The sequence below is a fragment of the Achromobacter sp. ACM01 genome, assembly GCF_014851745.1.
GTDB lineage: Bacteria > Pseudomonadota > Gammaproteobacteria > Burkholderiales > Burkholderiaceae_B > Achromobacter > Achromobacter aegrifaciens.
In genome coordinates this window covers 206,960-233,548 of record NZ_JACVAF010000004.1, presented here as the reverse complement: position 1 = coordinate 233,548, position 26,589 = coordinate 206,960, and the positions used below count along the sequence as shown (strand labels likewise).

Genomic DNA, 26,589 nt, shown 5'->3' with positions numbered 1-26,589 from the left:
TGTTGCCTGCTTAATGCGTCCCCGTTATTTATTTGAGCGAAATCATTCCCCGGGGGCAGGATTACAACTGCGCGGCAGCCAGCCCCGCGCCCAAGGCCATCAAGACCGCTCCCACCACCCGATCGGCCGCAAGCTGATGATCCAGCAGTATCCGCCGCAGGAAAGGCGAGGACACCGACCACGCCACCACGCCGAACCAGATCCAGTGCGCCAGCGACATGAACAGGCCATAGCCGAACTGCCACGACAGCGGCGTGCCGGGCGACACGACCTGGGTATAGGTGCTGACCACGAACAGCGTGGTCTTGGGATTGAGCGCGTTGGTCAGAAAGCCGCTGTATAGCGCCTGCCAGTCCGAGATCGGCGGGCGGGCCGACAAGTCGCGGCTGACCTGGGTGCGGTTGAAGAAAGTCTTCCAGCCCATGTAGACCAGGTAGCAGGCGCCCGCGAGTTTGATGCCCTGCAGCACGGGCTGCGCGTAATGCGCCAGCAGGCTGACACCGAACATCGTATAGAACACGTGCACCTGCACGCCCAGCGCGATGCCCAGCGCGCAGATCAGGCCGGTGCGGCGGCCGAACAGATAACTGTTGCGCGTGACCATGGCGAAGTCCGGCCCGGGGCTGATGACGGCAAGAATGGTGATGAGGGCGACGGCGATCAGTTCGGTCATGGCAATAGGGCGGCAGGTTGCGAAATGGAGCCGGCATTGTGGGACGCTGGCGCGCGCCGGAAAAACGATTTCTAATGCCGCTTATCCGTGAGAAAAAATCACCTTTCGCCATGAAACTGCCACCGCTCAATACGTTGCGGGTGTTCGATGCCGCGGCCCGTCATCAGGCTTTCGGCAAGGCGGCCGAAGCGTTGCACGTGACGCATGGCGCCGTCAGCCGGCAGATCCGGCTGCTCGAGGATGCGCTGGGCGTGGCGCTGTTCGAGCGCCGCAATCGAGCTGTTTTCCTGACCGATGCCGGCAGGCAGCTGTTCGAGGTGACGAGCGCGCTGTTCGAGCAGCTGACAACTGGCCTGGCCAAGCTGCGCCAGCCGGCGGCGGACGCGCCGCTGGTGCTGTCCTGCGAGCCCACCATCGCCATGATGTGGTTGATCCCGCGGCTGCCGGACTTCCAGCACGCCCATCCCGGCGTGCAGGTGCATCTGTACGCTGCGGGCGGACCGGTCGATTTCGGCGCCCAGGGTGTGGACGTAGCCCTGCGCCGCAATGACTTCGATTGGGACCCGGCCCTGTATGCCGAGCATGTCTGCGAGGAGTGGACGGGACCGGTGTGCCGGCCGGGATTGGTCGGCGCCGCGGGCGCGGATCCGGCTGAAGCGGATTGGGGCGGGGCGCCAGCGCTCAGCAGCGCGACGCGTCCGCTAGCCTGGCGGCAATGGTCGCGGGCAGCGGGCATGAAACCCCCGCGCCGGACCGGGCCGGCCTACGAGCATTTCTATCTGAGTTTGCAGGCCGCCGCCGCCGGTTTGGGGGTGGCGATAGGTTCGGCGCTGATGGCGTGCGACGCCTTGCGCGACCGCCGGCTGCAGGCGCCTTGCGGCTTTGCCCGTGACGGTTCGGCCTATGTACTGCTGTCGCCGCGGTCTTGTTCAGAAGATCCGCGGGCGGCAGCGTTTCTGGAATGGTTGCGCCGGGAAGCCGCCGCAACGCTAGGGGAAGCGGCGGGTCAGAGCGTGGCGTCGTAGTCGATCGTCAGGGGAGCGTGGTCCGAGAAACGCTCGTCCTTGTAGATGGCCACATTGCGGGCGCGGGCGGCGATGCCCGGCGTGGCGATCTGGTAGTCGATGCGCCACCCCACGTTCTTGGCCCAGGCCTGACCGCGGTTGCTCCACCAGGTGTATTGGTCCGGGCGGTCATCGATGGTGCGGAACACGTCGACGAAGCCGCGCTTGTCGAACACGTCGGTCAGCCAGGCGCGCTCTTCGGGCAGGAAGCCCGAGTTCTTCATGTTGCCCTTCCAGTTCTTCAGGTCGATTTCCTTGTGCGCGATGTTCCAGTCGCCGCAGATGATGAACTCGCGGCCGGTGGTCTTGTGTTCGTGCATCAGGGCGTCGATCCAGGGGCCGAAGCGGTCCAGGAAGCGGTACTTGGCCTGCTGGCGCTCGTCGCCGCTGGAGCCCGAGGGCAGGTAGGCGCTGATGACCGACAGGTTCTTCCAGTCAGCGCGGATGATGCGGCCTTCGGGATCGAATTCCTCGCATTCCAGGCCGGCGTTCACCCGCTCGGCCGCGTCGCGCAGATAGATGCCCACGCCGCTATAGCCCTTCTTCACGGCATGGTGGAAGTGGCCGGTATAGCCGGGCGGGTGGCGCAGGTCGTCGGTCAGGTCTTCGTCGGATATCTTGATTTCCTGAAGGCACAGCACGTCGGCGGCGTGCTTTTCCATCCAGGGTTGCAGGCCCTTGCGGAAGGCGGACCGGATACCGTTGAGATTGATCGACGTGATGCGCAGCAAAGCGAAACTCCTGTTGAGCGGCCGCCAGGGCCGGGGCAATGGCAGCAATTTAACCGACTCCGCGCCGCCGCCCGGGAATAGCCCCGACAGCGGATAAAATGCTGGCGTTTGCCATCTACCGGACCTTTACGCATGCCCGCCGCCCAATCTTCCGCCACCGCCCTGGATTTCGTCCGCTTCGCCCTGAACGAGGGCGTGCTGCGTTTCGGCAGCTTCAAGGTCAAATCGGGTCGGATCAGTCCCTATTTCTTCAATGCGGGCCTGTTCAATAGCGGACGCTCGGTCGGCAAGCTGGCGCAGTTCTACGCCCAGGCGCTGCTGGATTCGGGCGTGGAATTCGACATGCTGTTCGGTCCGGCCTACAAGGGCATCCCGCTGTCCACGGCTACCGCCGTGGCGCTGGCCGGCCACCCGGACATGAAGGGCGGCGACGTGCCTTTCGCGTACAACCGCAAGGAAGCCAAGGACCACGGCGAGGGCGGCACCCTGGTCGGCGCGCCGCTCAAGGGCAAAGTCGTCATCATTGACGACGTGATCACCGCGGGCACCTCGGTGCGCGAATCGGTCGAGATCATCCGCGCGGCCGGTGCCGAGCCTGCCGCCGTGCTGATCGCCATGGACCGCATGGAACGCGCGGGTCCGGACGACGCGCTGTCGGCGCATTCTGCCGTGCAGGACGTGGCCAAGACTTACGGCATGCCGGTGGTGTCGATTGCGTCGCTGGCGGACATTCTGGCCTTGCTGCAGGATGATGCGTCGTTCGCCGAACACCGTGAGGCGGTGTTGGCTTATCGGACGAAGTACGGGGTGAAGTAAACCTCGTCCTTGGCGAGTAGAAAGGGGCGGCCAGGTGCTGCCCTTTTTTTAACCGTAGCTTGCCGCTGGCTCGGCGACGCCGTGGGGTTGGCCAAAGACGGCAACACCGCTCGCCCGGGCGGCATCCGCCAGCTTGCGATCAAAGGTGGCCAGATAGCCGTTGGTTCTTTGGGCCAGTTCGAGATAGCTGGCATCGTAGACGGTCAAGCCGTGCGTTCGAGCCAGCAGATAGCTGCGGGCCACGCTGGAAGATGGGGCGGCCGGATCCGGAAGTATGGGCAGGCGTTCGAGTAGCTGTCTGAACGAGAACAGCTGACCCGCCGACGCCCGTTGGCTACGTTCGGCGCGCAACATGCCGTTCGCGACTTCCGTGTGCCAGATGAGGGGCACCGTGTTTTCAGATTCGTGGGCCGTTTCCAGCAGATGCCGGGCCATCAGCGCTTCGTGGGCGTCCGCGCGGTCGACCAGCCACGCCAGCGCAAGCGAGGCGTCCGGTATCAAGTGGATCGGATTCATTCCCGGCCCTCTTCGACCCAGGAACGGATGACTTCGTGGGGGACGGCCGGTGCTGGCTTGAAGCTTTTCATTGCCTCAAGCGCATCATGGGCATCCAGCGACGTGCTGGGTAGGACCGGGGTCAACCTGGCGCAGAACACGCCGTCCAGTGAAATGATGAAATGCTGGCCTTCGCGGACCGCCTGCAGGTGGTCGGAAAAGCTGTGCAGTAGTTCGCTGGTGCTGATTTCCAGGTAGTTCATGTCCAAGCCTCCGGGCAAAAGTCGACCGGATCATTCTTGGATAAACGAAGGGCCACGGCAATATGCCGCGGCCCTTCGTTTCGTCTGATACGTCAGGAATGCGCCCGTTGCCGGGGCGTCCTGCGCGGTCAGCTATCCAGCTTCTGCTTCAACAGATCATTCACCTGCTGCGGATTCGCCTTGCCGCGGGCGGCCTTCATGATCTGGCCCACCAGCGAATTGAACGCCTTCTGCTTGCCGGCCCGGTACTCTTCCACGATGGCCGGGTTGGCGGCCAGCACCTCGTCGATCATGGCGCCGATGGCGCCGGTGTCGCTGATCTGCTTGAGCCCGCGCGCCTCGATGATGGCGTCAGGCTGACCGCCGTTCTCGCCGGCCCACATGGCGCCGAAGACTTCGCGGGCGATCTTGTTGGAGATGGTGCCGTCGATGATGCGGCCGATCAGGGCGGCCAGCGCCGGCGCCTGGACCGGAGAGTCGGCGATGCTCTTTTCGTCCTTGTTCAGGGCGGCGGAGACTTCGCCCATGACCCAGTTGGCGGCCAGCTTGGCCTGGCCGGCCGGCAGCGCGTTCGCCACCGCCTGGAAGTAGGCGGCCAGGTCGCGGCTGACGGTCAGCTGGGCGGCGTCGTAGGCGGGCAGGCCGTACTCGGATTCGAAACGGGCGCGCTGGGCGGCCGGCAGTTCGGGCATGGCGGCGCGGACCTCGTCGACCCAGGCGCTGGAGATCACCAGCGTGGGCAGGTCGGGGTCGGGGAAGTAGCGGTAGTCGTGCGCGTCTTCCTTGCTGCGCATGCTGCGCGTTTCGTCGCGGTCGGCATCGTACAGGCGGGTTTCCTGGACCACCGTGCCGCCATCCTCGATCAGCTCGATCTGGCGCCGCGCTTCATAGACGATGGCGCGTTCCAGGAAGCGGAACGAGTTGACGTTCTTGATCTCGGTGCGGGTGCCGAATTCCTTCTGGCCCACGGGACGCACGGACACGTTGGCGTCGCAGCGGAACGAACCTTCCTGCATGTTGCCGTCGCAAATGCCCAGCCACACGACCAGGCTGTGCAGGGCGCGGGCGTAGGCCACGGCCTCGGCGGCCGAGCGCATTTCGGGTTCCGTCACGATTTCCAGGAGCGGCGTGCCGGCGCGGTTCAGGTCGATGCCGCTGCCGGGGGCGCCGTTGGCCAGGCTGAAGTCGTCGTGCAGGGACTTGCCCGCGTCTTCTTCCAGGTGGGCGCGCGTCAGATTGACGGTTTTCTCTTCCTCGCCGACGAAGAAGGACAGCGAGCCGCCCACCACCACCGGCAGCTCGTATTGGCTGATCTGGTAGCCCTTGGGCAGGTCGGGGTAGAAGTAGTTCTTGCGCGCGAACACCGAGCGCGGCGCGATGGTGGCGCCCACGGCCAGACCGAAGCGGATGGCGCGTTCGGCGGCGCCGCGGTTCATGACCGGCAGGCTGCCCGGCAGCGCCAGGTCGACCACGTTGGCGTGGGTATTGGGCGCGGCGCCGAATTCGGTGCTGCTACCCGAAAAAATCTTGGAGTCCGTGGAAAGCTGGGTGTGCGTTTCCAGGCCGATGACGATTTCCCAGTTCATGTTCTCAGCCTTGCTGGACCGGGGCACGCGTGTGCCAGTCCGTCACTTGTTGGTAGCGGTCGGCGATGGCCAGCAGGCGGCCTTCGTCGAAATAGTTGCCGATGATCTGGAGACCAACCGGGCGCTGGTTGCCAGCGCCACCGAAGCCGCAGGGGATCGACATCGCAGGCAGGCCGGCCAGGCTCACGCCCAGCGTGTAGACGTCGGCCAGCCAGTCGGCGGTGGGATCGTCGCGGTTGTCGCCGATGTTCTTGGCCACCGTGGGCGTCACCGGCCCCATGATCACGTCGCACTGGTCGGCGTAGGCGCGCTGGAAGTCTTGCGCGATCATGCGGCGCAGGCGCTGCGCCTGCAGGTAGTAGGCGTCGTAGTAGCCGTGGGACAGCACGTAGGTGCCGATCAGGATGCGGCGCTTGACCTCGTCGCCGAAGCCTTCGGCGCGCGAGCGGCTGATCATTTCGTTCAGGTCGCCGTACTGGGCGGCGCGGTGGCCGTAGCGCACGCCGTCGTAGCGCGCGAGGTTGCTGGACGCTTCGGCGGGGGCGATGACGTAGTAGGCGGGAATGGCGAGTTCGGTGCGCGGCAGCGACACCGGCACGCGCACGGCGCCCAGGGCTTCGAACTGGACCAGCGCGGCCTCGACCGCGGCGGCCACGTCGGGCGCCAGGCCGGCGCCGAAGTACTCGGCGGGCACGCCGATGCGCAGGCCTTTCAACGGCTGGCTGCCGGCGGCGTCGAAACGGCCCTGGGCCGCCTCGAAGTCGCGCCGGACGCGGCCGGGCGCGTTGGCGGCGGCGTCGCATTTTTCCAGGCTGGTGGCGTCGCGCGGATCGAAGCCGCTGATGACGTCCAGCAGTTCGAGCAGGTCCCGGGCGCTTTCGGCCAGCGGGCCGGCCTGGTCCAGGCTGGAGCCGAAGGCCACCATGCCAAAGCGGGATACGGTGCCGTAGGTGGGCTTGATGCCGCTGACGCCGCACAGGGCGGCGGGCTGGCGCACCGAGCCGCCGGTGTCGGTGCCGGTGGCGGCCGCCACCAGGCGGGCGGCCACGGCGGCGGCCGAGCCGCCCGAGGAGCCGCCGGGCACGGCGGCGTGGTCCCAGGGGTTCTTGACCGCGCCGTAGGCGGAGTTCTCGTTGCCGGAACCCATGGCGAATTCGTCGCAGTTCAGCTTGCCGAGCGACACGGCGCCCGCTTCGCCCAGGCGTTCGACGACGGTGGCGTCGAACGGGCTGACGTAGCCTTCGAGCATCTTGCTGCCGGCGGTGGTGCGCCAGCCGCGGGTGACGAAGGCGTCCTTGTGGGCGATCGGGATGCCCGCCAGCGGGCCGGCCGAGCCGGACGCCAGCGCGGCGTCGGCGGCGCGGGCCTGGGCCAGCGTCAATTCGGCGTCAATATGTAAAAAGCAATTCAGGCCGCTGGCCGCTTCGGCGGCCGCCAGGCCGCTTTGGGCGAGCTCGACGGCGCTGATCTGGCGTTGCGCAAGGGCCGCGCGCAGGGCGGCGATCCCCTTGAATTGGGTGTGCAGAGCGGGTTTCGTCATGACTTAATCCAGGACCTTGGGAACCAGGAACAGGCCTTCCTGGGCGTCGGGGGCGTTGGCCAGCAGCTCCTCGCGGCGGGCCTCCGAGCTGGGTTCGGTCACGACATCTTCACGCAGGCGCAGCACGATGTCCTCATGGGCGGACAGCGGGTGAGCCAGGGGTTCGACCCCCTGGGTATCGACGGACTGGAGCCGTTCGATCAGGTGGAGGATGCCGTTGAGTTCGGCCTGCGCGACGGTGCGCTGGTCGGGGGTCAGTTCGATTCTGGCCAGCCGGGCAATGCGGGCCACATCTGTGTCATTGAGCGCCATGGGGGATTGCAAATCGATAAGCGAAGGCCGAGGGGCGGGACAGGGCAGTATGCATACGCCGAACCCGTTACAAAGCTTGAATAGCCTGCATTTATGCGCTATTTCCGGGGAAATTATAAGTTATGATTCACGGTTTAATCGCCGTGATGACAGGCGGACCCGTTGTTTTACGGGCCCTACGCCCCGCGGCATGTACCTCATTCCCCCCAGAATTTAGCTGAGCTCCCATGTTCGGATTCCTGCGCAGTTATTTTTCCAGCGATATGGCGATCGACCTCGGTACCGCCAACACGCTGATCTACGTCCGCGGCAAGGGCATCGTGCTCGATGAACCGTCCGTGGTCGCAATCCGTCATGAAGGCGGTCCCCACGGCAAGAAGATCATTCAAGCCGTCGGCCATGAAGCCAAGCAGATGCTTGGCCGCGTTCCCGGCAATATAGAAGCCATCCGGCCCATGAAGGACGGCGTCATTGCCGACTTCACGGTCACCGAGCAGATGCTCAAGCAGTTCATCCGCATGGTGCACCCCCGCAACATGCTGGCGCCCAGCCCGCGCATCATCGTTTGCGTGCCCTGCGGCTCCACCCAGGTCGAACGCCGCGCCATCCGTGAATCGGCCCTGGGCGCGGGCGCGTCCCACGTCTTCCTGATCGAAGAACCCATGGCCGCGGCCATCGGCGCCGGCCTGGCCGTGTCCGACGCCAGCGGCTCCATGGTGGTCGACATCGGCGGCGGCACCACGGAAGTGGCGGTCATCTCGCTGGGCGGCATGGTCTACAAGGGCTCCGTGCGCGTGGGCGGCGACAAGTTCGACGAAGCCATCGTCAACTACATCCGCCGCAACTACGGCATGTTGATCGGCGAACCCACCGCCGAACTGATCAAGAAGGAAATCGGCTCGGCGTTCCCGGGATCCGAAGTCCGCGAGATCGAGGTCAAGGGCCGCAACCTGGCCGAAGGCGTGCCGCGCAGCTTCACGGTCTCGTCCAACGAGATCCTGGAATCGCTGACCGACCCGCTGAACCAGATCGTCTCGGCCGTGAAGATCGCGCTGGAACAGACCCCGCCCGAACTGGGCGCCGACATCACCGACAAGGGCATCGCCCTGACCGGCGGCGGCGCGCTGCTGCGCGACCTGGACCGCCTGCTGCAGGAAGAGACCGGCCTGCCCGTCGTGGTCGCGGACGATCCGCTGACCTGCGTCGTGCGCGGTTGCGGCGAGGCGCTGGAACACCTTGAGAAACTGGGCGCCATCTTCATCAACGACTAATTTTGCCCGCCAGCCCGGAGCCCCGCTTTTTCACGGCTCCGGCCGCTGCCGGAGCGACGGACGCGGGCGTCCGGGCTGATATTCATGCAACGACAAGGGACTCCTCCCCTATTCAGGCGCGGCCCACCTGCGGAGGTGCGGCTGGTCGTTCTGGTCGTCCTTGCGTTGGCCCTGATCGTCATGGATTCGCAATGGCGCATGCTGGAACCGGCGCGCCGCGCAATGTCCGTCGCGCTGTATCCCTTCCAACGCGCCGTCATGGCGCCGCGCGACCTCGTCCAGCAAGTGAACGAATGGGTCAACGCGGCCAATCTCATCCGTAGCGAAAACGAAGCCTTGCAGCGCCAGCGCATCGAGCTGGCCCAGGTGACCACGCATGGCGCCCAGCTGGCTGCCGAGAACTCGCAGTTGCGCCGGCTGCTCGGGGTGACCGATACCGTGGCGCAATCCGCGGTGGTGGTCGAGGTCATGTATGAACCCACCAACGCATTCACGCAGCGCCTGGTGTTCAACAAGGGCAGCAAGGCGGGGCTGGCCCCGGGCATGCCGGTGATCGACGAAGGCGGCGTGGTCGGGCAGATCGTGCGCGTCACGCCCATGACCGCCGAGGCGGCGCTGGTCACCGACGAACAGGTCTCCATCCCCGTGCAGCTGCTGCGCAACGGCCTGCGCCTGATTGCGTTCGGCGGCAACTCGCCCGGCAAGATGGAAGTTCGTTACCTTGCCGCCAACGCCGACATCAAGGAAGGCGATACCATCGTCACCAGCGGCGTCGGCGGGCTGTTCCCGGCAGGCCTGCCGGTGGCCAAGGTGACCTCGGTCGAACGCGACACCGCCTCCGGCTTCGCGCGCGCCGTATGCGAACCGCTGGCCCATCCCGAACGCTACCGCCACTTCCTGGTCTTGCAGGTCGATGTGGAGCGCGCCGAGTCCAACCGTCAGGAGGTCGATTCCGGTGGATCGGACTAATCAATCCTCGGGGCAGGCCGCGCGCCGCCTCGGCACCCCCAGCAACGTGCAGCCCGACCGGCTCTCCGGCCCGGCGCACGGCTTGTTCGTCTGGGCCACGGTGCTGGTGGCGTGGCTGGTGTCGCTGCTGCCCTGGCGCCTGTGGCAGGGCGCGCCCGACATCCTGCTGCTGATCATCGCCTTCTGGTGCGTGCATGAGCCGCGCCGCGTCGGCTTGTTCACCGCCTTCTTCTTTGGGCTGCTGATGGACGTGCACGACGCCGGCCTCTTGGGCGAGCACGCGCTGTCGTACACGCTGGTCGCCTACGGCGCGGTGGTGCTGCACCGCCGGCTGCAGCGCTTCGACCTCTGGAGCCAGGCCATGCACATGCTGCCTGTGTTCTTCATTGCCCGCTTCGTGACCCAGATCATCCACGCATGGCTGGCCGGCAAATGGCCGGGTTGGGACTGGGGCATCAGCGTGCTCCTGACCACCGCCTTGTGGCCGCTGGCGGGCTGGGTTCTGCACTTGCCGCAGCGCGGTGTCGACGACGCTGAATCCTCCTCCGCCTGACGGCGGCGCCGCGTCATGTTCGAATTCAAGAAAACCGGCCAGCAGCAGAAGCAGCGTTTCCGCCTGCGCGCCTGGGTGGGCGGGCTGTTCGCGCTGGCCTGCTTCGGCGTGCTGATCGGCCGCTTCTGGTACCTGCAGGTCGACCGCTACGAGGGTCTGTCCGAGCGCGCCGACCGCAACCGCATCGCGGTCGTGCCCATCCCGCCGCGACGCGGCGAGATCCTGGACCGCAACGGCGAGGTGCTGGCGCGCAACTACCGCACCTATACGCTGGAGGTCGTGCCGGCACAGGCAGGGAACCTCAGCGCGCTGTTCGAACGCCTGACCGAAGTCGTGTACATCAGCCCGGCCGACCAGCGCCGCTTCAAGCGCCGCGCCGCCGAGTCCAGCCGCTACGCCAGCCTGCAGCTGCGCAATAACCTCAACGAAACCGAAGCCGCCTGGTTCGCCGCGCATTCGTTCCAGTTCCCGGGCGTGGAGCTGCGCGCGCGCTGGGTGCGCGAGTATCCGCAGGGCGTGTCGGCGGCCCACGTGGTCGGCTACATCGGCCGCATCGCCGAAGGCGATATCGAAGAACTGGACCGCGCCGGCCAGCTGGGCAACTATCGCGGCACCGACGTCATCGGCAAGAAGGGCATCGAAAAGACCTGGGAGGAGCAGCTGCACGGCCGCACCGGCCTGGAAGAAGTCGAAGTCACCGCAGGCGGACGCCCCATGCGCACGCTGCGCCGGATCGACCCGGTGCCGGGCTCCGACATCATGCTGTCCATCGACCTGGGGCTGCAGAAGGTGGCCGAAGCCGCATTCGAGGGCCAGCGTGGGGCGCTGGTCGCCATCGACCCCGATACCGGCGAGGTACTGGCCTTTGTCTCGCAGCCTTCCTACGACCCGAACCTGTTCGTGGACGGCATCGACGTGGACAATTGGCGCATGCTGAACGAATCGCCGGACCATCCCCTCATCAACCGGCCGCTGTACGGCACCTATCCCATCGGTTCGACCTACAAGCCCTTTGTGGGCCTGGCCGCGCTGGAACTGGGCAAGCGCCGCGCCACCGATCGCATCTCCGACCCCGGCTATTACGAATTCGGCGGCCAGAAATTCCGCAACGCCGGCGGCGCGGCCTATGGCATGACCGACATGCACAAGGCGATCGTGGTGTCGTCCGACACCTATTTCTATTCGCTGGGTCCGGAAATCGGCGTGAACGCGCTGCATGATTTCGCCAAGCAGTTCGGCTTCGGCCAGATCACCGGCATCGACCTGGAAGGCGAAAAGCGCGGCGTGCTGCCTTCGACCGACTGGAAACGCTCGGCCTACAAGGACAAGGACCGCCAGCGCTGGTACGCAGGCGAAACGATTTCGGTGGCGGTGGGTCAGGGCTACAACGCCTTCACGCTGTTGCAGCTGGCGCAGGGCACGTCCACCCTGGCCAACAACGGCCTGTACCGCCGCCCGCACCTGGTGCACGCGGTGCGCGATCCGCGCAGCGGCGTGGCCAAGGCCACCGAGTCCGCGCCCGACTACCGCATTCCCCTCAAGCAGGCCAACGTGGATGTGATCAAGAACGCCATGGCGGATGTGGTGCGCGCCGGTACGGCGCGGCGCGCGTTCGCCAATACGGCTTACCAGGCGGCCGGCAAGACCGGCACCGCGCAGGTGTTCAGCCTGCGCGGCGGCCATTACCGCGCCAGCGCCATTGACGAACGTCTGCGCGACCACGCCTTGTTCATGGGCTTTGCGCCGCTTGAGCATCCGCGCATCGCGGTGGCGCTGATCGTCGAGAACGCCGGTTGGGGTGCGAGCGTCGCCGCGCCGGTCGCGCGCAAGGTGTTCGACTATTGGCTGGCCAAGGACCGTCAGGACAAGATCGTGCGGCCCGACCGCGCCGACCCCCTGGCCTCGGTCGAGGAAATCGCTTCCGACGTGGTGCGCCGATAATGAAACGCCTGGGCCTTATCCTGCTACGTGTGTTCACGGCCTTCGATTGGCCGCTGCTGGCGATCCTGCTGATGTTCGCCGCGCTGGGCATGACGGTCATGCATTCCGCGGTGGGCGGCACGGACTGGCGCTTCGCCGAACAGTCGCGCAATTTCATCATCGCCTTCTTTGCCATGTGGACCATGGCCCTGATTCCGCCGAAGTGGCTGATGAAGCTGGCCTTGCCCTTCTACGTGGTGGGGGTGGTGCTGCTGCTGGGCGTGGAGTTCTTCGGCGAAACCAGCAAGGGCGCGACCCGCTGGCTGAACCTGGGCGTGACCCGCATCCAGCCTTCCGAGATGATGAAGATCGCCGTGCCCATGATGCTGGCCTGGTACTTCCAGCGCCACGAAGGCGCCGTCCGCATCCGCGACTTCCTGGCCGCCGCCGCCATGCTGGCCGCGCCTTTCGCTCTGATTGTGCTGCAGCCCGACCTGGGGACGGCGCTGCTGGTGTTTGGCGCCGGCTTCTTCGTGATCTATTTCGCGGGCCTGTCTTTCAAGCTGCTGGTGCCGGTCATGCTGGCGGGCATCATCGGCATAGGCACGCTGATCTACTACGAAGACCAGTTATGCGAGCCCGACGTGGACTGGGTGGTGCTGCACGACTACCAGAAGCACCGGGTGTGCACGCTGCTCAACCCCAGTTCCGATCCGCTGGGCAAGGGCTTCCATACGATCCAGTCGATGATCGCGGTGGGCTCGGGCGGGGTGTACGGCAAGGGCTACATGAAGGGCACGCAGACGCACCTGGACTTCATCCCAGAACGCACCACCGACTTCATCTTCGCGGTGTACGCGGAAGAATTCGGACTCTACGGCGGCATCGCCATGCTGGTGCTGTATGGCCTGATGATGGCGCGAGGACTGACGATCGCGTCACGGGCATCGTCGCAGTTCGGCAGGTTGCTGGTCGGGGCGCTGACGATGATGCTGTTCATCTATGTATTCGTGAACGTGGGGATGGTGACGGGGATTCTGCCTGTGGTGGGGGTGCCGTTGCCGTTCATGAGCTATGGGGGGACGGCTTTGTTCACCATGGGGATTGCGTTTGGGATCATGATGAGTGTTAGTCGGCATCGGTCGGTTAAGACTTGATCTTTTTGGCGGCTGCGCGTTCTTCGTAGGTCGCCCGTAGGCGCGGGCGGCGTGGCGGCTCGCGCCCACGATTGCGGTCCGGAGCGTTCGCTCCGGACTTCCCCATCCTCATCCTCGTCACCGCCTGCGGCGGTTCCTTCGGATTCCGTCGGGCGCATCGAGGTTGCGAGCCGCCACGCCGCCCGCGCCTACGGGCTACGTACGTCTTGGGTCGCTGCGCTGCTAGATCCGTGATCGGTGACGAGTCTTGCGTTGCCCGTAGCTTACGGCCGCGCGGGCGGCCGTAAGCTACATACGTGGTTTTGGGCGTCGTGGCGATGGTCGCTTGCGCGTTTGCGGAGCGTGGTTTGCTAGTGGCCGCTCATCATTGGGGTGGGGCGGTGATGGGTGGTGCGCGGCAGGCAGCGGCTTGCGCTTGAGGATTTTCTCGCGCGCACCACCCATCCGGCACCGTGGCTTAGCGGTCGGTGATGATCAACGGCCTGGTGACGTTCGGTGATGAGCAGCACCCTTGAGGCGTTAACGCTGATGGGTGTCTCACACGCGCGCAGCGTCATTCTCAACCGTAAGACACCGCGGAAGCCTCGGAAGGCCGCCCGGGCGGCCGGCCCGAGGCGAGCCCCGCAAGATCCACCGCCATACCCCACCCGTTGCTAGAAAGCCAAGCACACAGCTCGCCCCAGCTGAGGCCGAATTGCAGTTGAACGAGCCCGTCGCGTCGGCGGCCCGCCATGCGCGGGGCGTCGATAAGCCCGACGGAATCCGAAGGAACCGCCGCAGGCGGTGACGAGGATGAGGATGGGGCAGTCCGGAGCGAAGGCTCCGGACCGCAATCGTTGCCCCGCGCATGGCGGGCCGCCGATGCGACGGGCGTCTTAAGAACCCAAAACGCCCGAAAGCAAGCAAATAAACGTTACCCGCAAGAACCGCCTACAACCTCAAGCAGGCAACGCCTCAGGCACCCCAAGGTCGACCGCCAGCTTGGTAAGACCATCCCAAATCCGGCTATCGAACGTCAGCGTATCCTCGTTCAGCGCCCGGTTGCGAGCTTCGTACTCGCCCGGATACTGCACGCCTTCGACGCCCGGTTGCGGCTTGCAGGCGTGCAGGTAGTCGATGAACGCACCCACCTCCATCGACCGCCAATCCGTATTGAAGTCCACCTGCGGATCCAGCAGCAGCGCGAACATGTTGTTCGTGGCCACGCCGGTGCGTGGATGCTGCGGCTGGATCGTGCCGCCGCCAGACAGCACGCCGGCCAGCAGTTCGGCCACCAGACCCAGGGCATAGCCCTTGTGGCCGCCGAACGGCAGCAGCGCGCCGGGCGGGTCGGTGAACAGCGCGTTGGGATCCGTGGTCGGATTGCCCTGGGCGTCGATCAGCGAGCCCGCGGGCGCTTCCTCGCCCTTGGCGGCCAGCACCCGCGCCTTGTTGACGGCGATCGAGCTGGTGGCCATGTCCACCAGGAACGGCGGACGGCCGCCCGGCAGCGGGCCGGCGAAGCACAGCGGGTTGGTGGTCAGGCAGGCCTGCGCGCCGCCGAAAGGCGCCACGGTCGGCGAGCGGTTGATCACGTTGGTGAAAGCCAGCAGGATCAGGCCCTTGGCCGCCACCATTTCCCCGTAGTGGCCCATGCGGCCCAGGTGATGGCTGTGACGCAGGGTCAGGATGCACTGGCCGTGCTCCTGCGTGCGCTCGATGGCCTTCTCGATGACGACCTTGCCGACATACTGGCCCAGCCCGTGGTGGCCGTCGTAGGCCAGCATTGCGCCGCGGTCGTTGACCAGTTCGGGCCGGCCGTCGGCCTGGGCCAGGCCCTCGGACAGCACGCGCCGGTAGTTCGTCAGGATGGACAGGCCGTGGCTGGTGTAGCCCACCCGGTCGGACTCGACCAGGTGCTCGGCCACGTCGCGGGCGATGTCCTCGGGCACGCCTTGGGCCATCAGCACGCGGCGGCCGTATTCATTGGCTTGGGCGATCGAAATCTTCATGACGCGCCCTCCTTACAGCCAGCCCAGCCAGCGCCAGTAGGTCATGCCCATCAGCAGCATCAGCAGGTAGCCGACGATGGTGACGATGATGCCGACCTTGGCGAACTGCTTGGCGTTGAAGGTCTCCGTTCCCAGGCACACCATGTTCTGCGGCGCGTTGATGGGCAGGATGAAACCGTAGCTGACGACAAAGCCCAGCAGCATGGTCATGCCCAGGCGGCTGAATTCGCCCGGCAGCGTGGCCAGCACCGAGATCAGGATCGGCAGCATGGCCGAGGTCAGCGCGGTGGCGCTGGCGAAACCCAGGTGGATGACAATGAGGAAAGCGGCCAGGATCGCGAAGATCGCCAGCGGTCCGAGGTGGTCCAGTCCGGTGTGCGCCACGACCTGGTTGCCCAGCCATTGGCCAGCCTGGGTCGTCAGCAGGGCGGTGCCCAGGCTGATACCGACGCCGAACACGATCACGGTGCCCCATGGGATGCGCGATTGCACGTCTTTCCACGTCATCACGCCAAAGCGCGGCAGCAGCAGCAGGACCAGGCCGAAGTAGGTGGTGGAAGTGGTGTCGAACTTGTGCAGCTTGCCTTCGGTCGACCAGAACAGCAGCAGCATCAGCGACACGGCCATCAGGCGTTTTTGCGCGCCGGTCATGGGGCCCAGTTCAAGCAGCGACTTCTCGACGGCTTCCTTGCCTCCCGCGATGCTGTCGCTTTCCGGCGGCAGCAGCTTGAGCACGATGATGATCAGCACGGCCGACATGATCAGCGACCAGGGGGCGCCAGCGATCAGCCAGTCCGACCATGCCACGCGTTCGCCCAGCATCTTTTCCATGAAGCCGACGGTCAGCAGGTTCTGCGCGGCGGCGGTCTGGATGCCGACGTTCCAGATGCTGGTGGCCTGCGCCACGATGATCATGATGCCGGCGGCGATGTTGGAACGCTTGTCCACGCCGAAGGCTGCGATGACGCCCATCATGATGGGCACCACGGCCGCGCTGCGCGCGGTGGCGCTGGGCACCACGAGGCTCAGCACGATGGTCACGGCGATACATCCGATCAGGATGCGGCGCGTGCTGGTGCCCACCTTGGCCAGCGTCACCAGGGCGATGCGCCGGTCCAGCCCGGTGAAGGTCATGGCGGCCGCAATGAACAAGGCGCCGGTGACCAGCGCCAGCGCCGAGTTCGCGAAGCCGGTCAGCGCCATGCTGATCGCGGCCGAGGTGCCATAAACCACTTGCGGGTCTTTGATTGTCGGAGCCGTGCCCAGCAGGAAGGCCATCAGCGTCGTGATCATGATCGCGCTGGCTTCGTAGGACACGGCTTCGGTAATCCAGACCACCACTGCGAATGCCAGGATGGCGAGCATCCGGTGACCCGCGACGGGCAGGTCGGCGGGCAAAGGCATCATCAGCACGCCGATCATCACTAGGACGCCGGCGATGAGTCCGATTGGAATTTTGGTTTTCTTTGGGGCTTGCGAGGCAGGGACGGCGGCTTGCGCGGTCATATCCATCTCCGGTTGAGGTCAAACTGCCGACACACCGCCCCGCGAGCAACGGGATAGGTCAAATCGGTGTGTCGACGCTACAGCATGATCGTGACGGCATTGCGGAAAACCCGTATTGATACTGATCAAGCCTGTGGAGATTTGGGCTTGTGGAAAACCTCTGACGGGCATTATGCTCGTCGCCCCGCGCCGCCGGCAAGCGGAGATTGTTGCATGGAACAATGCAAATGGGCAGAAATAGAGACGGATGGGAAATTAATTAGATCGTTTCACGATACTAATTCGCGCCAGGGCCGGCAGGCAGCCCCGGCCGCTCAGCCCAGCGCCAGGCGCAGCTGCTCGTCCAGATGCAGCGTGGGCGCGATGCGCCAGCCGCTCTGCGCGTAACGCAGCCAGCGGCCCAGCACCAGATGCGTCAGCAGGCTGGCGTGCGCCGCGACATTGGCCTGCGGCGGCAGGCCGCCATCGGTGACCGCGATGCGCAGCGATTGCTTCAACGACGCCTCGATGCGGTCGTTGATGTGGTTGATGCGTTCCTGCAGGCGGTTGTCTTCCGTGACTAGCGCATCGCCGGTCAGCACGCGCGTCATGCCCTTGTTGCGTTCCGAGAAGGTCAGCAGCATGGAGACGGTCTGGTGGGCCTGGGTCAGGCCTTCGGGCTCGGCGATGGCGATCTGGTTCACCAGCGTGAAGATGCTGGTTTCGATGAATTCGATCAGCCCTTCGAACATCTGCGCCTTGCTGGCGAAGTGCCGGTACAACGCGGCTTCAGAGACTTCCAGGCGCGCGGCGAGGGCCGCCGTGGTGATGCGGGAGGCGTGCGGCTGCTCCAGCATCTCGGCCAGGGTTTGCAGAATCTGGGTCTTGCGCTCGCCGGGTTTGCTCGCCATGGAAGGGTCTGCTCTCGCGCAGGCTTGACGGTGAAGGGGAGGGGAGGAGCGCGCCGCTATCCCCGCAAGGGGCGTCGGCGTAACAGCAAATCACTGACGGAGTTTACCCGCAAGTCGACATAGGCCGGCCGCTGCGAGCGGCCGCGGGCGAACGGCGTGCCGGGGTGATACACGTGCACCGTGCGCAGCCCTGCCCGGCGCGCGCCGCGCAGATTGGCCAAGGTGTCTTCCACCAGCACCGCGTTGCGCGCGTGCACGCCTTCGCGGGCCAGCACGTGGCGCAGCAGGGTGGGCGAAGGCTTGGGCCGGAACTCGCCGTGCAGCCGCATGTGCTCGATGGCCCAGAGGCTGTCGAACTGGCGCAGGATGCCCAGGCGCGCGAGCACCGCACGCGCATAGTGCAGCGGCGCGTTGGTCAGCAGCACCTTGCGGCCCGGCAGTCGGCTCAGCTTGTAGGCCAGCGCCTTTTCCGCGCGCACCAGCGGGCCGACGTCGAAGTCGTGGCTGCGGTGCAGGAAATCATGGGGGTCCACGCCGTGATGGCGCACCATGCCTATCATGGTGGCGCCGTAGCGTTTCCAATACTGCGAGCGCAGGTGGTTGGCAGTGTCGATGTCGACGTTCAGCGCCTCGACCACGGCCATGGTCATGCCGTGGTCGATCTTCGGGAAGATGGCGTGCGAGGTGTCATGGAGCGTGTTGTCCAGGTCGAACAGCCACAGGCGTTCGGAATCGCCCGTGGCCGCGCGGCGCGAGCGGCGCACGCGCACCGCCGGCCGCAACAGGTAACGCTGTGCCCGCATCAGTGCGAGCTGATCATCGTGCCCACGCCCTGGTCGGTCAGGATTTCCAGCAGCAGGCAGTGCGGCACGCGGCCGTCGACGATGTGCACGGAGTTCACGCCGTTCTTGGCGGCGTCCAGCGCGGACGAGATCTTGGGCAGCATGCCGCCGGAGATCGTGCCGTCGGCGAAAAGTTCGTCGATGGTCTGGGCCGACAGGCTGCGCAAGAGCTTGCCGCCCTTGTCCAGCACCCCCGGGGTGTTGGTCAGCATCAGCAGCTTTTCAGCGCCCAGCACTTCCGCCATCTTGCCGGCGACGACGTCGGCGTTGATGTTGTAGGCCGTGCCGTCCTCGCCATAGCCGATGGGCGAGATGACGGGGATGAACTGGTCGTCCTGCAGCGCCTTGACCACGGCCGGCTCGACCATGGTGATGTCGCCGACGAAACCGATGTCGATGGGTTCGGACGGATTGTCCTTGTTGGCCATCAGCTTCTTCTGGGCCTGGATCAGTCCGCCGTCCTTGCCGGTCAGGCCCACGGCCTTGCCGCCGACCTCGTTGATCATCATGACGATGTCCTGCTGGACCTGGCCGCCCAGCACCCATTCGACCACTTCCATGGTTTCGGCGTCGGTGACGCGCATGCCCTGGATGAAGGTGCCTTGCTTGCCGATGCGGCGCAGCGCGTCGTCGATCTGCGGACCGCCGCCGTGCACCACCACCGGATTCAGACCCACCAGCTTCAGCAGCACGACATCATGCGCGAAGCTGCGCTGCAGACGTTCTTCCGTCATGGCGTTGCCGCCGTACTTGACCACGATGGTCTTGCCGTGAAATCGTCGGATATACGGCAGTGCTTCAGACAGCACAGCGGCTTTGACAGCAGGAGACGAAACGGCAGCAGGGTCGGGGGTGTCGGTCATGGCAGCTAAGTCGGCAAATATACGTATGAGTGGTTAGAAAAAATGCCTGCACAAAAACGCGTTCGGGACGCGGTAGCGCAAGCATACGACGGATTGTAGTACCCACAGGTTTCTTATGCTTTAAACCCATGTTCATATGCCCGACAAATAACCGGCATTCAGGTAAATTGGGGGCGATTTCGCAACGGCCGGCCCCGCAAAAGGGGGCCGGGCCACACCGGCAGGGGCATCGGCCCCGATTTTTTACCCATAAAAGAGGCAACACATGCGTTTGAACTTTGTCCGGTCCGCTCTGGCGGCGTCGGTGTTCCTGGTGGCGGCGAACGCCGCCCATGCCGAAAAAGTGGTGGTGGGCGCGACCCAGGTCCCCCATGCCGAGATCCTGGAAGTGGTGAAGCCGCAACTGGCCAAGGAAGGCGTGGAGCTCGACATCAAGGTGTTCAGCGACTACGTGCAGCCCAACCTGCAACTGGCGGATAAGCAGCTGGATGCCAACTTCTTCCAGCACAAGCCCTATCTGGATTCCTTCAACAAGGACCGCAAGGCCACGCTGGTGCCGGTGGCGCTGGTGCACGTCGAGCCCTTCGGCGGCTATTCCAAGAAGATCAAGAGCCTGTCCGAGCTCAAGGACGGCGCGACCGTCGCGATCCCGAACGATCCCTCCAACGGCGGCCGCGCGCTGGTGCTGCTGCAGAAGCAGGGCGTGATCAAGCTGAAGGATCCGTCCAACATCCTGGCGACGGCCGCGGACGTGGTCGAGAACCCCAAGAAGCTGAAGTTCCGCGAACTGGAAGCCGCCATGCTGCCGCGCTCGCTGGACGACGTGGACCTGGCGCTGATCAACACCAACTACGCGCTGGAGGCCGGCCTGGTCCCGACCAAGGACGCCCTCTTCATCGAAGGCTCGGATTCGCCCTACGCCAACATCCTGGTGACCCGCGCGGACAACAAGGACGCGCCCGGCATCAAGAAGCTGGTGCAGGCCCTGCACACGCCCGAGGTGAAGAAGTTCATCCAGGACAAGTACAAGGGCGCCGTGGTTCCGGCGTTCTGATTCCGGCCTGCCGTGCCCTGATCTGGAAACCGCCCATCGGGCGGTTTTTCTTTTGGGCGCCGTCGCGAAGGGGTCGGTTGCCGGGCGAAAAAAAACCGCCCTGTCGGGGCGGTCCTTTGTGGGGCTGCGGCGCTCAGCCCGCCGCCAGGGCTTTTTCCACGGTGGCATGGAATTCCGCCACGTCGTATTCGCCCAGGTAGCGCTTGATGATGCGGCCTTGCTTGTCGATCAGGAACGCCGTGGGCGTGAGGCGGATGTCGCCGAAGGCCCGGGCAATGTCGCCCTTGGTGTCCAGGGCCACCGGGAAGGGCAGCTTGCGCGTTTCGGCGAAGTTCAGCACGAAGTTGGGCGGGTCGTAGTTCATGGCGACCGCGACCGCCTGGTAGCCCTTGGCGGCGTACTCGTTGTAGGCCGAGATCGTTTCCGGCATCTGCTTCACACAGGTCACGCAGCTGGTGGCCCAGAACTTGACCAGCACGACCTTGCCGCGCAGGTCCTGCATCGAGAAGGTCTTGCCTTCCAGCGTGGTGAAGGTGACGTCGGGCGCGGTCTGGGCGGGGCGCATGACGAACCAGGCGCCGATGCCGACCGCCACCAGGACGGCCAACGCGATGATGGCTTTCTTCATTTGATGGGCATGGCCTCTACGCCGCTGCTGGTGCCGGCCGCGTTATCGCTGCTTGCGCCGGCGCCGCTTTCGATGGGCGCTTTGGTTTCCGTGGAAGTGTTGGACTTTGAACCGGTATTCGACAGCCGGATGGCTTCCTCGCGGCTGATCGTCTCGAACAGTTTAACCACCTTGGCCACGCCGCCGACGTCGGCGGTGGCGTTGGCGGCATATTCGCCTTCGGCCTGCGTCACCTTGCCCATCAGGTAGACCACGCTGTGGTCGGTGGTGACCGCGATGGTGCCGGACGGCACGTACTTGGTGTTGAGCAGGGCGGTCTTGACCTTGGAGGTCAGCCAGGTGTCGTTGGAGCGCGTGCCGAACGAGGCGATGGGGCCGACGTTCAACTGGTTGATGACCTGTTTGACGTTTTCCACGCCCTGGGCGATGGTGGTGGCCTGGTTCTTGGCTTCTTCGGTGGGCACGTCACCGGTCAGCAGCAGGTGGCCGCCGTAGGCCATGGCATTGACGCGGGCGGTGTCGCCCAGCTTCTGCGAGATCTGGCTCTGCGCCTTGAACGCCATGTTCTGGTCTTCGAGCTGGATGCCGGAGGTGCGGCGGTCCGTCACGACGACCGCGGTGGTGGCGGCCGCGCCGCCCACGATCAGGGGCGCGCAGGCCGACAGCGAGAGCGCGGCGGTGGAGAGCGCCGCGGCGAGCATCAACGGGCGGACTGCGGTACGGACGTCAGAAATCATTCGGTGTCTCCAAGCAGAAGAGCGTCAATGCCGTCGCACAGCGCGTGCAGCAGCAGAATATGGACTTCCTGGATGCGCATCGTGCGATCGCTGGGAACACATAGATGGACGTCCATCGGCGTAATGAGTTCCCCCATCACGCCACCGCCCTTGCCCGTCAGGGCAAGCACGTGCATTTCGCGGGCGCTGGCGGCTTCCATGGCGCGCACCACGTTGGGGGAATTGCCGCTGGTGGATATGGCTACCAGCACGTCGCCGGCCTGGCCGAAGGCGTTGACCTGGCGTTCGAAGATCTCGTCGAAGCCGTAATCGTTGCCCACCGCGGTGAGGATCGAGGTGTCGGTGTTGAGGGAGATGCCGGCCAGGGGCAGGCGTTCGCGTTCGAAGCGGCCCACCAGTTCGGCGATGAAATGTTGCGCATCGGCGGCCGAGCCGCCATTGCCGCAAGCCAGAATCTTGCCGTTGTTTGCCAGGGCGCCGAACAGCACGTCCACCGCCACTGCCAGCGGCTCGGCCAGGACGTTCATGCTTTGTTCGCACGCAGCCATGGCGTCGCGAAAGTGCGACGTCATACGAGAGGTCATATCCATGGGCGCGATTATCTCACGGGGCCGAGGCGTGGTTCTGTCCAGGCGTAACGACTGTTAGGCAGGTCGTTACCGGGGGAGGGGCGGACTTCAGGCCTGCCAGAATGCGCCGCGCAGCCACTGGGGATCGCCGGCGTCGAAGACGACCGCGTCAAAGCGCGCCGCCGGCAGTCTGCCGCGCCAGTGGCGCCGGGCCAGCTCCGGCAGCCAGTGGGCCGCGGCGCGGGACAGCCGGGCCTGCTTGTCCGGCCCGATGCTGGCCGCGGCGCCACCGTAGCGGCTGGGCCCACGCGATCGGACCTCGACGAACACCAGCGTGTCGCCGTCGCGCATGGCCAGGTCGATCTCGCCGGCGCGGGTCTGCAGATTGCGCGCCAGCAGGACCAGGCCGCGCGACTGCAGCAGGCGCAAGGCGGCGTCCTCGTGGTGGTCGCCCTTGCGCTGGGCGGGCGAGCGCCGCGGCGGCGGACGATCCGCGGGCGCTGCGCGGGAGGAACGGCGCCGGCGCCTGGCGGCGCGGCGGCGGGCCGCCAGGGCCAGTTCGCAGGCCAGTCGCAAGGTGTCATCCGTCATGGGCGCTCCGGAATTGGCGGGCATAGGCGGCTACACTGACATGGTTTCCCGTGTCTGTAGGCTGCAATGAATCAAAATGTCTCACCTCCCCCTGCCGGAGATGCCTGGTCCCGCGTTTCTGAACGCGTGGCGGGGCAGCATTGGCCTGCCTCGACGCTGTATGTCGTGGCCACGCCGATCGGCAACCTGGGCGACCTGGGGCTGCGCGCCTGGCACGCTTTGCAGCGGGCCGACGTGATCGCCGCCGAAGACACGCGCGCCAGCCGCGCCCTGCTGGACGCCTGGGGCGTGGGCACGCCGCTCATGGCCGCCCACCGCCACAATGAAGCCGCCGCGGCCCAGGCCATCTGCGAACGGTTGGCCCAGGGCCAGCGCGTGGCGCTGGTATCGGACGCCGGCGCACCCGCCGTCAGCGATCCGGGCGCACGCATCGTGCGTGCCGTGCGTGAAGCCGGCTTCGGCGTGGTGCCAGTGCCGGGTCCCAGCGCGGTCATCGCCGCGCTGATGGGTAGCGGCGTCACCACCGACGAAAACCCGGGCTATGCCTTTGCCGGATTTCCGCCGCCCAAGGCGGCAGCGCGCCAGCGCTGGCTGCGCACCTGGTGCGCCTTGCCCGCGCCGGTCGTCATGTTCGAATCGCCGCATCGGCTCGCGGCTACGCTGGCCGACCTGCTGGAAGTGTGCGGTCCGGACCGGCTCCTGACCGTGGCGCGCGAACTGACCAAGCGCTTCGAAGAGATCGCGACCTTCCCGATGGGCGAGGGCGCAGCCTGGCTGGCCGCGGATACGCACCGCGAGCAGGGTGAATTCGTGCTGATCGCGCACGCGCCCGCTGAACAGGAAGCGGATGAAGAAGCCGATCCGCGCACCGATGCGCTGCTGGACGCCTTGCTGGAGTCGCTGTCGCTGCGCGATGCCGCGCGCGTGGCCGCCAAGGTTTCCGGCCTGCCGCGGGACGTGCTGTACAACCGGGCGCTGGCCCGCAAGAAATCGGCGGAGTAAGACATGGTGTATTCGACTATCGTGTCCAACAAGCCCGCGGATCCCGACGAACGCCTGGTCTATCGCGACATTCCTACGCCGCTGGGCGACATGCGCCTGGTCGCCAGTCCCAAGGGCCTGCGCGGCGCCTGGTTCACCGACCAGGAACTGCTGCCCGCGGCGGATGGCTGGATTCTCACGGACTCGGATCCCATCCTGGAGCAGGCGCGCTGCGAACTGGAAGAATGGTTCGCGGGCCAGCGCCGCGTCTTCGACGTGGCGCTGGACCCCGTCGGCACCACTTTCCAGCACCAGGTCTGGCATGCCCTGTGCGATCTGGAGTTCGGCGTGCTGGCCAGCTACGGCGATCTGGCGCGCACCGTGGGGCGGCCCAAGGGCGCGCAGGCGGTCGGCGGCGCCGTCGGGCGCAATCCGATCAGCATCATCATTCCCTGCCATCGTGTGATTGGGGCCGACACCTCGCTGACCGGCTTCGGCGGCGGCCTGCCGCGCAAGCAGGCCTTGCTGGCGCATGAAGGCAATCGCTACCGCAGCCGCAGCGCTAGCGCGCGCCGCGTGTGCGACGGGCAGGCCGAACTGCCTTGGTAGGCGGGCAGCCTCGAGAGGTCTTGAGGCTGACTTTTGAGGCTTGCTACTGCCAAGGCTTGCTACTGCGAGGCGATGCTGGGCAGGATGCCGATGCGGTCCGACACGATCTGCACGGCGTCCAAGGCGCTCTGCCGGTCGGGGTAGGGGCCGATCTTGACCCGATAGAGGTTATTTGACTGCTCGACCGACGCGGGCGGCGCGCCTGCGGCGCCCAGCTGCGTGTTGATGCGGCTGACCAGCGATTGCGCGTTGGCCGGCTGGCTGAACGCGCCCACTTGCAGGTAGACGCTGCCGATGCCGCCTGCGGCCGGCTGGCGCACCGGCGCTGAACCGGGTGCGGGCCCGGGCAGGGGTTCAGCCGCCAGCGCCACCGGCACGGCGGCGATGGGCGCGGCCACTGGCGAGGAGCCCGTCGCCGATGCGGGTTCGGGTGCGGCCGTGGCGGGCGCGCCTTGCGAGGCCAGCCGCCGGATCTCGTCCTGGGGGATGGCTTCCACGATCACCTGGCCGCTGCCGGGGCCGATGATGCCCAGCTTGTACGCCGCGACATAGGACAGGTCCATGATGCGGTCGCTGTGGAACGGGCCGCGGTCGTTCACCCGCACGATGATGGTCTTGCCGTTGACCATGCTGGTGACGCGGGCGTAGCTGGGCAGCGGCAGCGTGGTGTGGGCGGCCGTCATGGCGTACATGTCGTAGGACTCGCCGATGGACGTGGAATTGCCGTGGAACTTCTTGCCATACCACGAGGCGGTGCCGCGCTTTTTGTAGGGCTGGCCGCTGGTGTCCGGCACGTAGCGCTGGCCGAACACCACATACGGCCGGTTCGCGCCGCTGGCGTAGGGTTCGATCCTGGGCACCGCGTCGGGCACCTGGTCCAGGTTCGAGGGCGGATTCGCGTCCGGCCCGTCGTCCTTGTAATACCCGCCGCCCTTCTTGCGTCCGCCGGTGGAAGAACAGCCAGCCACGGCAATGGCCAGCAGCAGCATCACGAACAGGCGGGTCGGGCGGGACAGGGTCATGCGGATTCGTCAGGCAGTTGGGTGCGATGGCGCACCAGCAGCGGGTCGTGGTCGGCAAAGCGCAGCGCCAGCTGTTCGACCACATAGACCGAACGGTGCTGGCCGCCGGTGCAGCCGATGGCGACCGTGAGGTAATTGCGGGTGTCTTGCGTGTATTGCGGCAGCCAGCGGTTCAGGAAACCGGCGATGTCGTCGATCATCTGCCCCACCAGGTCAAAGCCCGCCAGCCAGGCGGCCACGGGCTCGTCGCGGCCGGTCAGCGGCCGCAGGTCGCGGTCGTAGTAGGGATTGGGCAGGCAGCGCACGTCGAACACCAGGTCCGCGTCGCGCGGCACGCCGCGCTTGTAGGCAAAGGATTCGAAGGTCAGCACCAGCGGCGCGCGGTCGGCCTTGATCAGGTCGCGGATCCAGACTCGCAACTGGCCCGGCGTCAGGTCCGAGGTGTCGATGACGTGTTCCTGCTCGCGCAGCGGCGCGAGCAGTTCGCGTTCCAGGGCGATGCACTCGGACAGCGTCGGGGTCTTGCCGCCATGCTGCAGACGGTCGGTCAGCGGGTGGCGGCGGCGCGATTCGGAATAGCGCTGCACCAGCGTTTCCGTGCTGGCGTCCAGGAAGACCACGCGCAGGCTGGTGCCCATGGCGCGCAGCGCGGTGACTACGTCGGGCAATTCGGCCAGTTCGCCGGGGGAGCGGACGTCGATGGCGACGGCTACGCGCTCCATGCCGTCATCCCGGGCGTTGGCGATGAACTCGGTCAGGAACCGCACCGGCAGGTTGTCGACGCAGGTATAGCTTGCGTCCTCAAGCATGCGCAGGGCGACGGACTTGCCTGAGCCTGAGATGCCGGTGACGAGGACGACTTTCAACATGGACATGATTGTGGCACGCTTTTCGAGGACGATGCCGGCGGGATGACATCTGATATGGCCGTAAACTGCCAATCTGCGCCTGTACCG

The 26,589-nt window shown here is 66.0% G+C and carries 28 protein-coding genes; 10 read left to right on the top strand and 18 right to left on the bottom strand.

Annotated features, from left to right (window positions below; genetic code table 11):
* Window positions 1-61: 61 nt before the first annotated feature.
* A complete protein-coding gene (locus IB268_RS21510) occupies window positions 62-673 on the bottom strand; it encodes a LysE family translocator (protein WP_192354778.1) in 612 nt (203 codons plus the stop codon).
* Between the two features lie 110 nt (window positions 674-783).
* Between IB268_RS21510 and IB268_RS21505 the strand changes: the two genes are divergently transcribed.
* Window positions 784-1,698 (top strand): LysR substrate-binding domain-containing protein, encoded by a 915-nt coding sequence (locus IB268_RS21505; RefSeq protein WP_192354777.1) that lies wholly within the window; start codon window positions 784-786, stop codon window positions 1,696-1,698.
* On the opposite strand, the gene IB268_RS21500 is transcribed toward IB268_RS21505, so the two are convergent.
* A complete protein-coding gene (locus tag IB268_RS21500) occupies window positions 1,680-2,468 on the bottom strand; it encodes an exodeoxyribonuclease III (RefSeq protein ID WP_054456902.1) in 789 nt (262 codons plus the stop codon). The two genes, IB268_RS21505 and IB268_RS21500, sit on opposite strands and share 19 nt — an antisense overlap.
* 132 nt (window positions 2,469-2,600) lie before the next feature.
* Here IB268_RS21500 and pyrE point away from each other — a divergent pair, with 132 nt between their 5' ends.
* Window positions 2,601-3,284, top strand: a complete 684-nt coding sequence (gene pyrE / locus IB268_RS21495) for an orotate phosphoribosyltransferase (protein ID WP_054456901.1) — start codon at window positions 2,601-2,603, stop codon at window positions 3,282-3,284.
* Window positions 3,285-3,332: 48 nt separating this feature from the next.
* Here pyrE and IB268_RS21490 read toward each other — a convergent pair whose 3' ends face one another.
* The 5 genes from IB268_RS21490 to gatC all read right to left on the bottom strand — a co-directional run bounded on the left by IB268_RS21490 (window position 3,333) and on the right by gatC (window position 7,480).
* Complete coding sequence (locus tag IB268_RS21490) at window positions 3,333-3,800, bottom strand: type II toxin-antitoxin system VapC family toxin (protein ID WP_054456899.1); 468 nt, start codon at window positions 3,798-3,800, stop codon at window positions 3,333-3,335.
* Window positions 3,797-4,042 (bottom strand): type II toxin-antitoxin system Phd/YefM family antitoxin, encoded by a 246-nt coding sequence (locus tag IB268_RS21485; protein ID WP_054456897.1) that lies wholly within the window; start codon window positions 4,040-4,042, stop codon window positions 3,797-3,799. The genes IB268_RS21490 and IB268_RS21485 overlap by 4 nt, the downstream gene beginning before the upstream one ends.
* A gap of 128 nt (window positions 4,043-4,170) precedes the next feature.
* Window positions 4,171-5,628: an Asp-tRNA(Asn)/Glu-tRNA(Gln) amidotransferase subunit GatB gene (gene gatB / locus IB268_RS21480; RefSeq protein WP_054456895.1), complete on the bottom strand. Its 1,458-nt coding sequence runs from the start codon at window positions 5,626-5,628 to the stop codon at window positions 4,171-4,173.
* Between the two features lie 4 nt (window positions 5,629-5,632).
* Window positions 5,633-7,168 (bottom strand): Asp-tRNA(Asn)/Glu-tRNA(Gln) amidotransferase subunit GatA, encoded by a 1,536-nt coding sequence (gatA, locus tag IB268_RS21475; RefSeq protein ID WP_175162430.1) that lies wholly within the window; start codon window positions 7,166-7,168, stop codon window positions 5,633-5,635.
* A gap of 3 nt (window positions 7,169-7,171) precedes the next feature.
* Window positions 7,172-7,480 carry an Asp-tRNA(Asn)/Glu-tRNA(Gln) amidotransferase subunit GatC gene (gatC, locus tag IB268_RS21470; protein ID WP_054456891.1) on the bottom strand — a complete coding sequence of 103 codons (309 nt, stop codon included), beginning with the start codon at window positions 7,478-7,480 and terminating at the stop codon, window positions 7,172-7,174.
* Between the two features lie 227 nt (window positions 7,481-7,707).
* Here gatC and IB268_RS21465 point away from each other — a divergent pair, with 227 nt between their 5' ends.
* The 5 genes from IB268_RS21465 to rodA all read left to right on the top strand — a co-directional run bounded on the left by IB268_RS21465 (window position 7,708) and on the right by rodA (window position 13,350).
* Window positions 7,708-8,751 carry a rod shape-determining protein gene (locus IB268_RS21465; RefSeq protein WP_006216320.1) on the top strand — a complete coding sequence of 348 codons (1,044 nt, stop codon included), beginning with the start codon at window positions 7,708-7,710 and terminating at the stop codon, window positions 8,749-8,751.
* A gap of 84 nt (window positions 8,752-8,835) precedes the next feature.
* Complete coding sequence (mreC, locus tag IB268_RS21460) at window positions 8,836-9,720, top strand: rod shape-determining protein MreC (protein ID WP_042796087.1); 885 nt, start codon at window positions 8,836-8,838, stop codon at window positions 9,718-9,720.
* Window positions 9,707-10,273 (top strand): rod shape-determining protein MreD, encoded by a 567-nt coding sequence (gene mreD / locus IB268_RS21455; protein ID WP_054456889.1) that lies wholly within the window; start codon window positions 9,707-9,709, stop codon window positions 10,271-10,273. Before mreC ends, mreD begins: the two co-directional genes overlap by 14 nt.
* Window positions 10,274-10,288: 15 nt before the next feature.
* Window positions 10,289-12,214, top strand: coding sequence for a penicillin-binding protein 2 (mrdA, locus tag IB268_RS21450; RefSeq protein ID WP_175213027.1), 1,926 nt, complete (start codon window positions 10,289-10,291; stop codon window positions 12,212-12,214).
* Window positions 12,214-13,350, top strand: a complete 1,137-nt coding sequence (gene rodA, locus IB268_RS21445; protein WP_054456885.1) for a rod shape-determining protein RodA — start codon at window positions 12,214-12,216, stop codon at window positions 13,348-13,350. Before mrdA ends, rodA begins: the two co-directional genes overlap by 1 nt.
* 938 nt (window positions 13,351-14,288) lie before the next feature.
* Here rodA and IB268_RS21440 read toward each other — a convergent pair.
* The 5 genes from IB268_RS21440 to argB all read right to left on the bottom strand — a co-directional run bounded on the left by IB268_RS21440 (window position 14,289) and on the right by argB (window position 19,442).
* Window positions 14,289-15,341 carry an Ldh family oxidoreductase gene (locus tag IB268_RS21440; RefSeq protein ID WP_119450185.1) on the bottom strand — a complete coding sequence of 351 codons (1,053 nt, stop codon included), beginning with the start codon at window positions 15,339-15,341 and terminating at the stop codon, window positions 14,289-14,291.
* 12 nt (window positions 15,342-15,353) lie between these two features.
* Window positions 15,354-16,847: a DASS family sodium-coupled anion symporter gene (locus IB268_RS21435; RefSeq protein WP_054457779.1), complete on the bottom strand. Its 1,494-nt coding sequence runs from the start codon at window positions 16,845-16,847 to the stop codon at window positions 15,354-15,356.
* 314 nt (window positions 16,848-17,161) lie between these two features.
* Window positions 17,162-17,737, bottom strand: coding sequence for a nucleoid occlusion factor SlmA (gene slmA / locus IB268_RS21430; protein WP_192353115.1), 576 nt, complete (start codon window positions 17,735-17,737; stop codon window positions 17,162-17,164).
* Window positions 17,738-17,793: 56 nt separating this feature from the next.
* Complete coding sequence (locus tag IB268_RS21425; protein ID WP_192353114.1) at window positions 17,794-18,540, bottom strand: pyrimidine 5'-nucleotidase; 747 nt, start codon at window positions 18,538-18,540, stop codon at window positions 17,794-17,796.
* Window positions 18,540-19,442 carry an acetylglutamate kinase gene (gene argB / locus IB268_RS21420; RefSeq protein ID WP_013396740.1) on the bottom strand — a complete coding sequence of 301 codons (903 nt, stop codon included), beginning with the start codon at window positions 19,440-19,442 and terminating at the stop codon, window positions 18,540-18,542. Before argB ends, IB268_RS21425 begins: the two co-directional genes overlap by 1 nt.
* Window positions 19,443-19,707: 265 nt before the next feature.
* Between argB and IB268_RS21415 the strand changes: the two genes are divergently transcribed.
* On the top strand, window positions 19,708-20,496 hold the full coding sequence (locus IB268_RS21415) for a MetQ/NlpA family ABC transporter substrate-binding protein (RefSeq protein ID WP_054457776.1): 789 nt from the start codon (window positions 19,708-19,710) through the stop codon (window positions 20,494-20,496).
* A 133-nt stretch (window positions 20,497-20,629) separates the two neighbouring features.
* Here the strand turns inward: IB268_RS21415 and IB268_RS21410 are convergent, their stop codons facing one another.
* From IB268_RS21410 to IB268_RS21395, 4 genes are all read right to left on the bottom strand, one after another.
* Window positions 20,630-21,124, bottom strand: a complete 495-nt coding sequence (locus IB268_RS21410) for a peroxiredoxin (RefSeq protein ID WP_054457775.1) — start codon at window positions 21,122-21,124, stop codon at window positions 20,630-20,632.
* The gene (locus tag IB268_RS21405) at window positions 21,121-21,861 is read right to left on the bottom strand and encodes a BON domain-containing protein (protein ID WP_054457774.1); all 741 of its coding nucleotides are present in this window, start codon (window positions 21,859-21,861) and stop codon (window positions 21,121-21,123) included. The genes IB268_RS21410 and IB268_RS21405 overlap by 4 nt, the downstream gene beginning before the upstream one ends.
* Entirely contained in the window at window positions 21,858-22,451 is a 594-nt protein-coding gene (locus IB268_RS21400; RefSeq protein WP_192354776.1) for a phosphoheptose isomerase, read from the bottom strand. Before IB268_RS21400 ends, IB268_RS21405 begins: the two co-directional genes overlap by 4 nt.
* An 87-nt stretch (window positions 22,452-22,538) precedes the next feature.
* A complete protein-coding gene (locus IB268_RS21395; protein ID WP_192354775.1) occupies window positions 22,539-23,021 on the bottom strand; it encodes a YraN family protein in 483 nt (160 codons plus the stop codon).
* A gap of 66 nt (window positions 23,022-23,087) precedes the next feature.
* On the opposite strand from IB268_RS21395, the gene rsmI reads away from it, so the two are divergent.
* Complete coding sequence (gene rsmI, locus IB268_RS21390) at window positions 23,088-24,023, top strand: 16S rRNA (cytidine(1402)-2'-O)-methyltransferase (protein WP_054457771.1); 936 nt, start codon at window positions 23,088-23,090, stop codon at window positions 24,021-24,023.
* Window positions 24,024-24,026: 3 nt separating this feature from the next.
* On the top strand, window positions 24,027-24,611 hold the full coding sequence (locus IB268_RS21385; protein WP_054457770.1) for a methylated-DNA--[protein]-cysteine S-methyltransferase: 585 nt from the start codon (window positions 24,027-24,029) through the stop codon (window positions 24,609-24,611).
* Window positions 24,612-24,670: 59 nt separating this feature from the next.
* Here the strand turns inward: IB268_RS21385 and IB268_RS21380 are convergent, their stop codons facing one another.
* Complete coding sequence (locus IB268_RS21380; RefSeq protein ID WP_054457769.1) at window positions 24,671-25,633, bottom strand: septal ring lytic transglycosylase RlpA family protein; 963 nt, start codon at window positions 25,631-25,633, stop codon at window positions 24,671-24,673.
* Complete coding sequence (gene rapZ / locus IB268_RS21375; protein WP_054457793.1) at window positions 25,630-26,502, bottom strand: RNase adapter RapZ; 873 nt, start codon at window positions 26,500-26,502, stop codon at window positions 25,630-25,632. Before rapZ ends, IB268_RS21380 begins: the two co-directional genes overlap by 4 nt.
* Window positions 26,503-26,589 lie beyond the last annotated feature (87 nt).

What these genes read in the sequence shown, in the direction of transcription:
- gatC (WP_054456891.1), bottom strand. Translation starts at nt 7,480, where the DNA reads ATGGCGCTCAATGACACAGATGTGGCCCGCATTGCCCGGCTGGCCAGA.
- rapZ (WP_054457793.1), bottom strand. Translation starts at nt 26,502, where the DNA reads ATGTTGAAAGTCGTCCTCGTCACCGGCATCTCAGGCTCAGGCAAGTCC.
- rsmI (WP_054457771.1), top strand. Translation starts at nt 23,088, where the DNA reads ATGAATCAAAATGTCTCACCTCCCCCTGCCGGAGATGCCTGGTCCCGC.
- IB268_RS21490 (WP_054456899.1), bottom strand. Translation starts at nt 3,800, where the DNA reads ATGAATCCGATCCACTTGATACCGGACGCCTCGCTTGCGCTGGCGTGG.
- IB268_RS21380 (WP_054457769.1), bottom strand. Translation starts at nt 25,633, where the DNA reads ATGACCCTGTCCCGCCCGACCCGCCTGTTCGTGATGCTGCTGCTGGCC.
- rodA (WP_054456885.1), top strand. Translation starts at nt 12,214, where the DNA reads ATGAAACGCCTGGGCCTTATCCTGCTACGTGTGTTCACGGCCTTCGAT.
- IB268_RS21385 (WP_054457770.1), top strand. Translation starts at nt 24,027, where the DNA reads ATGGTGTATTCGACTATCGTGTCCAACAAGCCCGCGGATCCCGACGAA.
- IB268_RS21505 (WP_192354777.1), top strand. Translation starts at nt 784, where the DNA reads ATGAAACTGCCACCGCTCAATACGTTGCGGGTGTTCGATGCCGCGGCC.
- IB268_RS21440 (WP_119450185.1), bottom strand. Translation starts at nt 15,341, where the DNA reads ATGAAGATTTCGATCGCCCAAGCCAATGAATACGGCCGCCGCGTGCTG.
- mrdA (WP_175213027.1), top strand. Translation starts at nt 10,289, where the DNA reads ATGTTCGAATTCAAGAAAACCGGCCAGCAGCAGAAGCAGCGTTTCCGC.
- IB268_RS21485 (WP_054456897.1), bottom strand. Translation starts at nt 4,042, where the DNA reads ATGAACTACCTGGAAATCAGCACCAGCGAACTACTGCACAGCTTTTCC.
- slmA (WP_192353115.1), bottom strand. Translation starts at nt 17,737, where the DNA reads ATGGCGAGCAAACCCGGCGAGCGCAAGACCCAGATTCTGCAAACCCTG.
- argB (WP_013396740.1), bottom strand. Translation starts at nt 19,442, where the DNA reads ATGACCGACACCCCCGACCCTGCTGCCGTTTCGTCTCCTGCTGTCAAA.
- IB268_RS21410 (WP_054457775.1), bottom strand. Translation starts at nt 21,124, where the DNA reads ATGAAGAAAGCCATCATCGCGTTGGCCGTCCTGGTGGCGGTCGGCATC.
- pyrE (WP_054456901.1), top strand. Translation starts at nt 2,601, where the DNA reads ATGCCCGCCGCCCAATCTTCCGCCACCGCCCTGGATTTCGTCCGCTTC.
- IB268_RS21510 (WP_192354778.1), bottom strand. Translation starts at nt 673, where the DNA reads ATGACCGAACTGATCGCCGTCGCCCTCATCACCATTCTTGCCGTCATC.
- gatA (WP_175162430.1), bottom strand. Translation starts at nt 7,168, where the DNA reads ATGACGAAACCCGCTCTGCACACCCAATTCAAGGGGATCGCCGCCCTG.
- IB268_RS21465 (WP_006216320.1), top strand. Translation starts at nt 7,708, where the DNA reads ATGTTCGGATTCCTGCGCAGTTATTTTTCCAGCGATATGGCGATCGAC.
- IB268_RS21395 (WP_192354775.1), bottom strand. Translation starts at nt 23,021, where the DNA reads ATGACGGATGACACCTTGCGACTGGCCTGCGAACTGGCCCTGGCGGCC.
- IB268_RS21400 (WP_192354776.1), bottom strand. Translation starts at nt 22,451, where the DNA reads ATGGATATGACCTCTCGTATGACGTCGCACTTTCGCGACGCCATGGCT.
- IB268_RS21425 (WP_192353114.1), bottom strand. Translation starts at nt 18,540, where the DNA reads ATGCGGGCACAGCGTTACCTGTTGCGGCCGGCGGTGCGCGTGCGCCGC.
- gatB (WP_054456895.1), bottom strand. Translation starts at nt 5,628, where the DNA reads ATGAACTGGGAAATCGTCATCGGCCTGGAAACGCACACCCAGCTTTCC.
- mreC (WP_042796087.1), top strand. Translation starts at nt 8,836, where the DNA reads ATGCAACGACAAGGGACTCCTCCCCTATTCAGGCGCGGCCCACCTGCG.
- IB268_RS21415 (WP_054457776.1), top strand. Translation starts at nt 19,708, where the DNA reads ATGCGTTTGAACTTTGTCCGGTCCGCTCTGGCGGCGTCGGTGTTCCTG.
- IB268_RS21435 (WP_054457779.1), bottom strand. Translation starts at nt 16,847, where the DNA reads ATGACCGCGCAAGCCGCCGTCCCTGCCTCGCAAGCCCCAAAGAAAACC.
- IB268_RS21405 (WP_054457774.1), bottom strand. Translation starts at nt 21,861, where the DNA reads ATGATTTCTGACGTCCGTACCGCAGTCCGCCCGTTGATGCTCGCCGCG.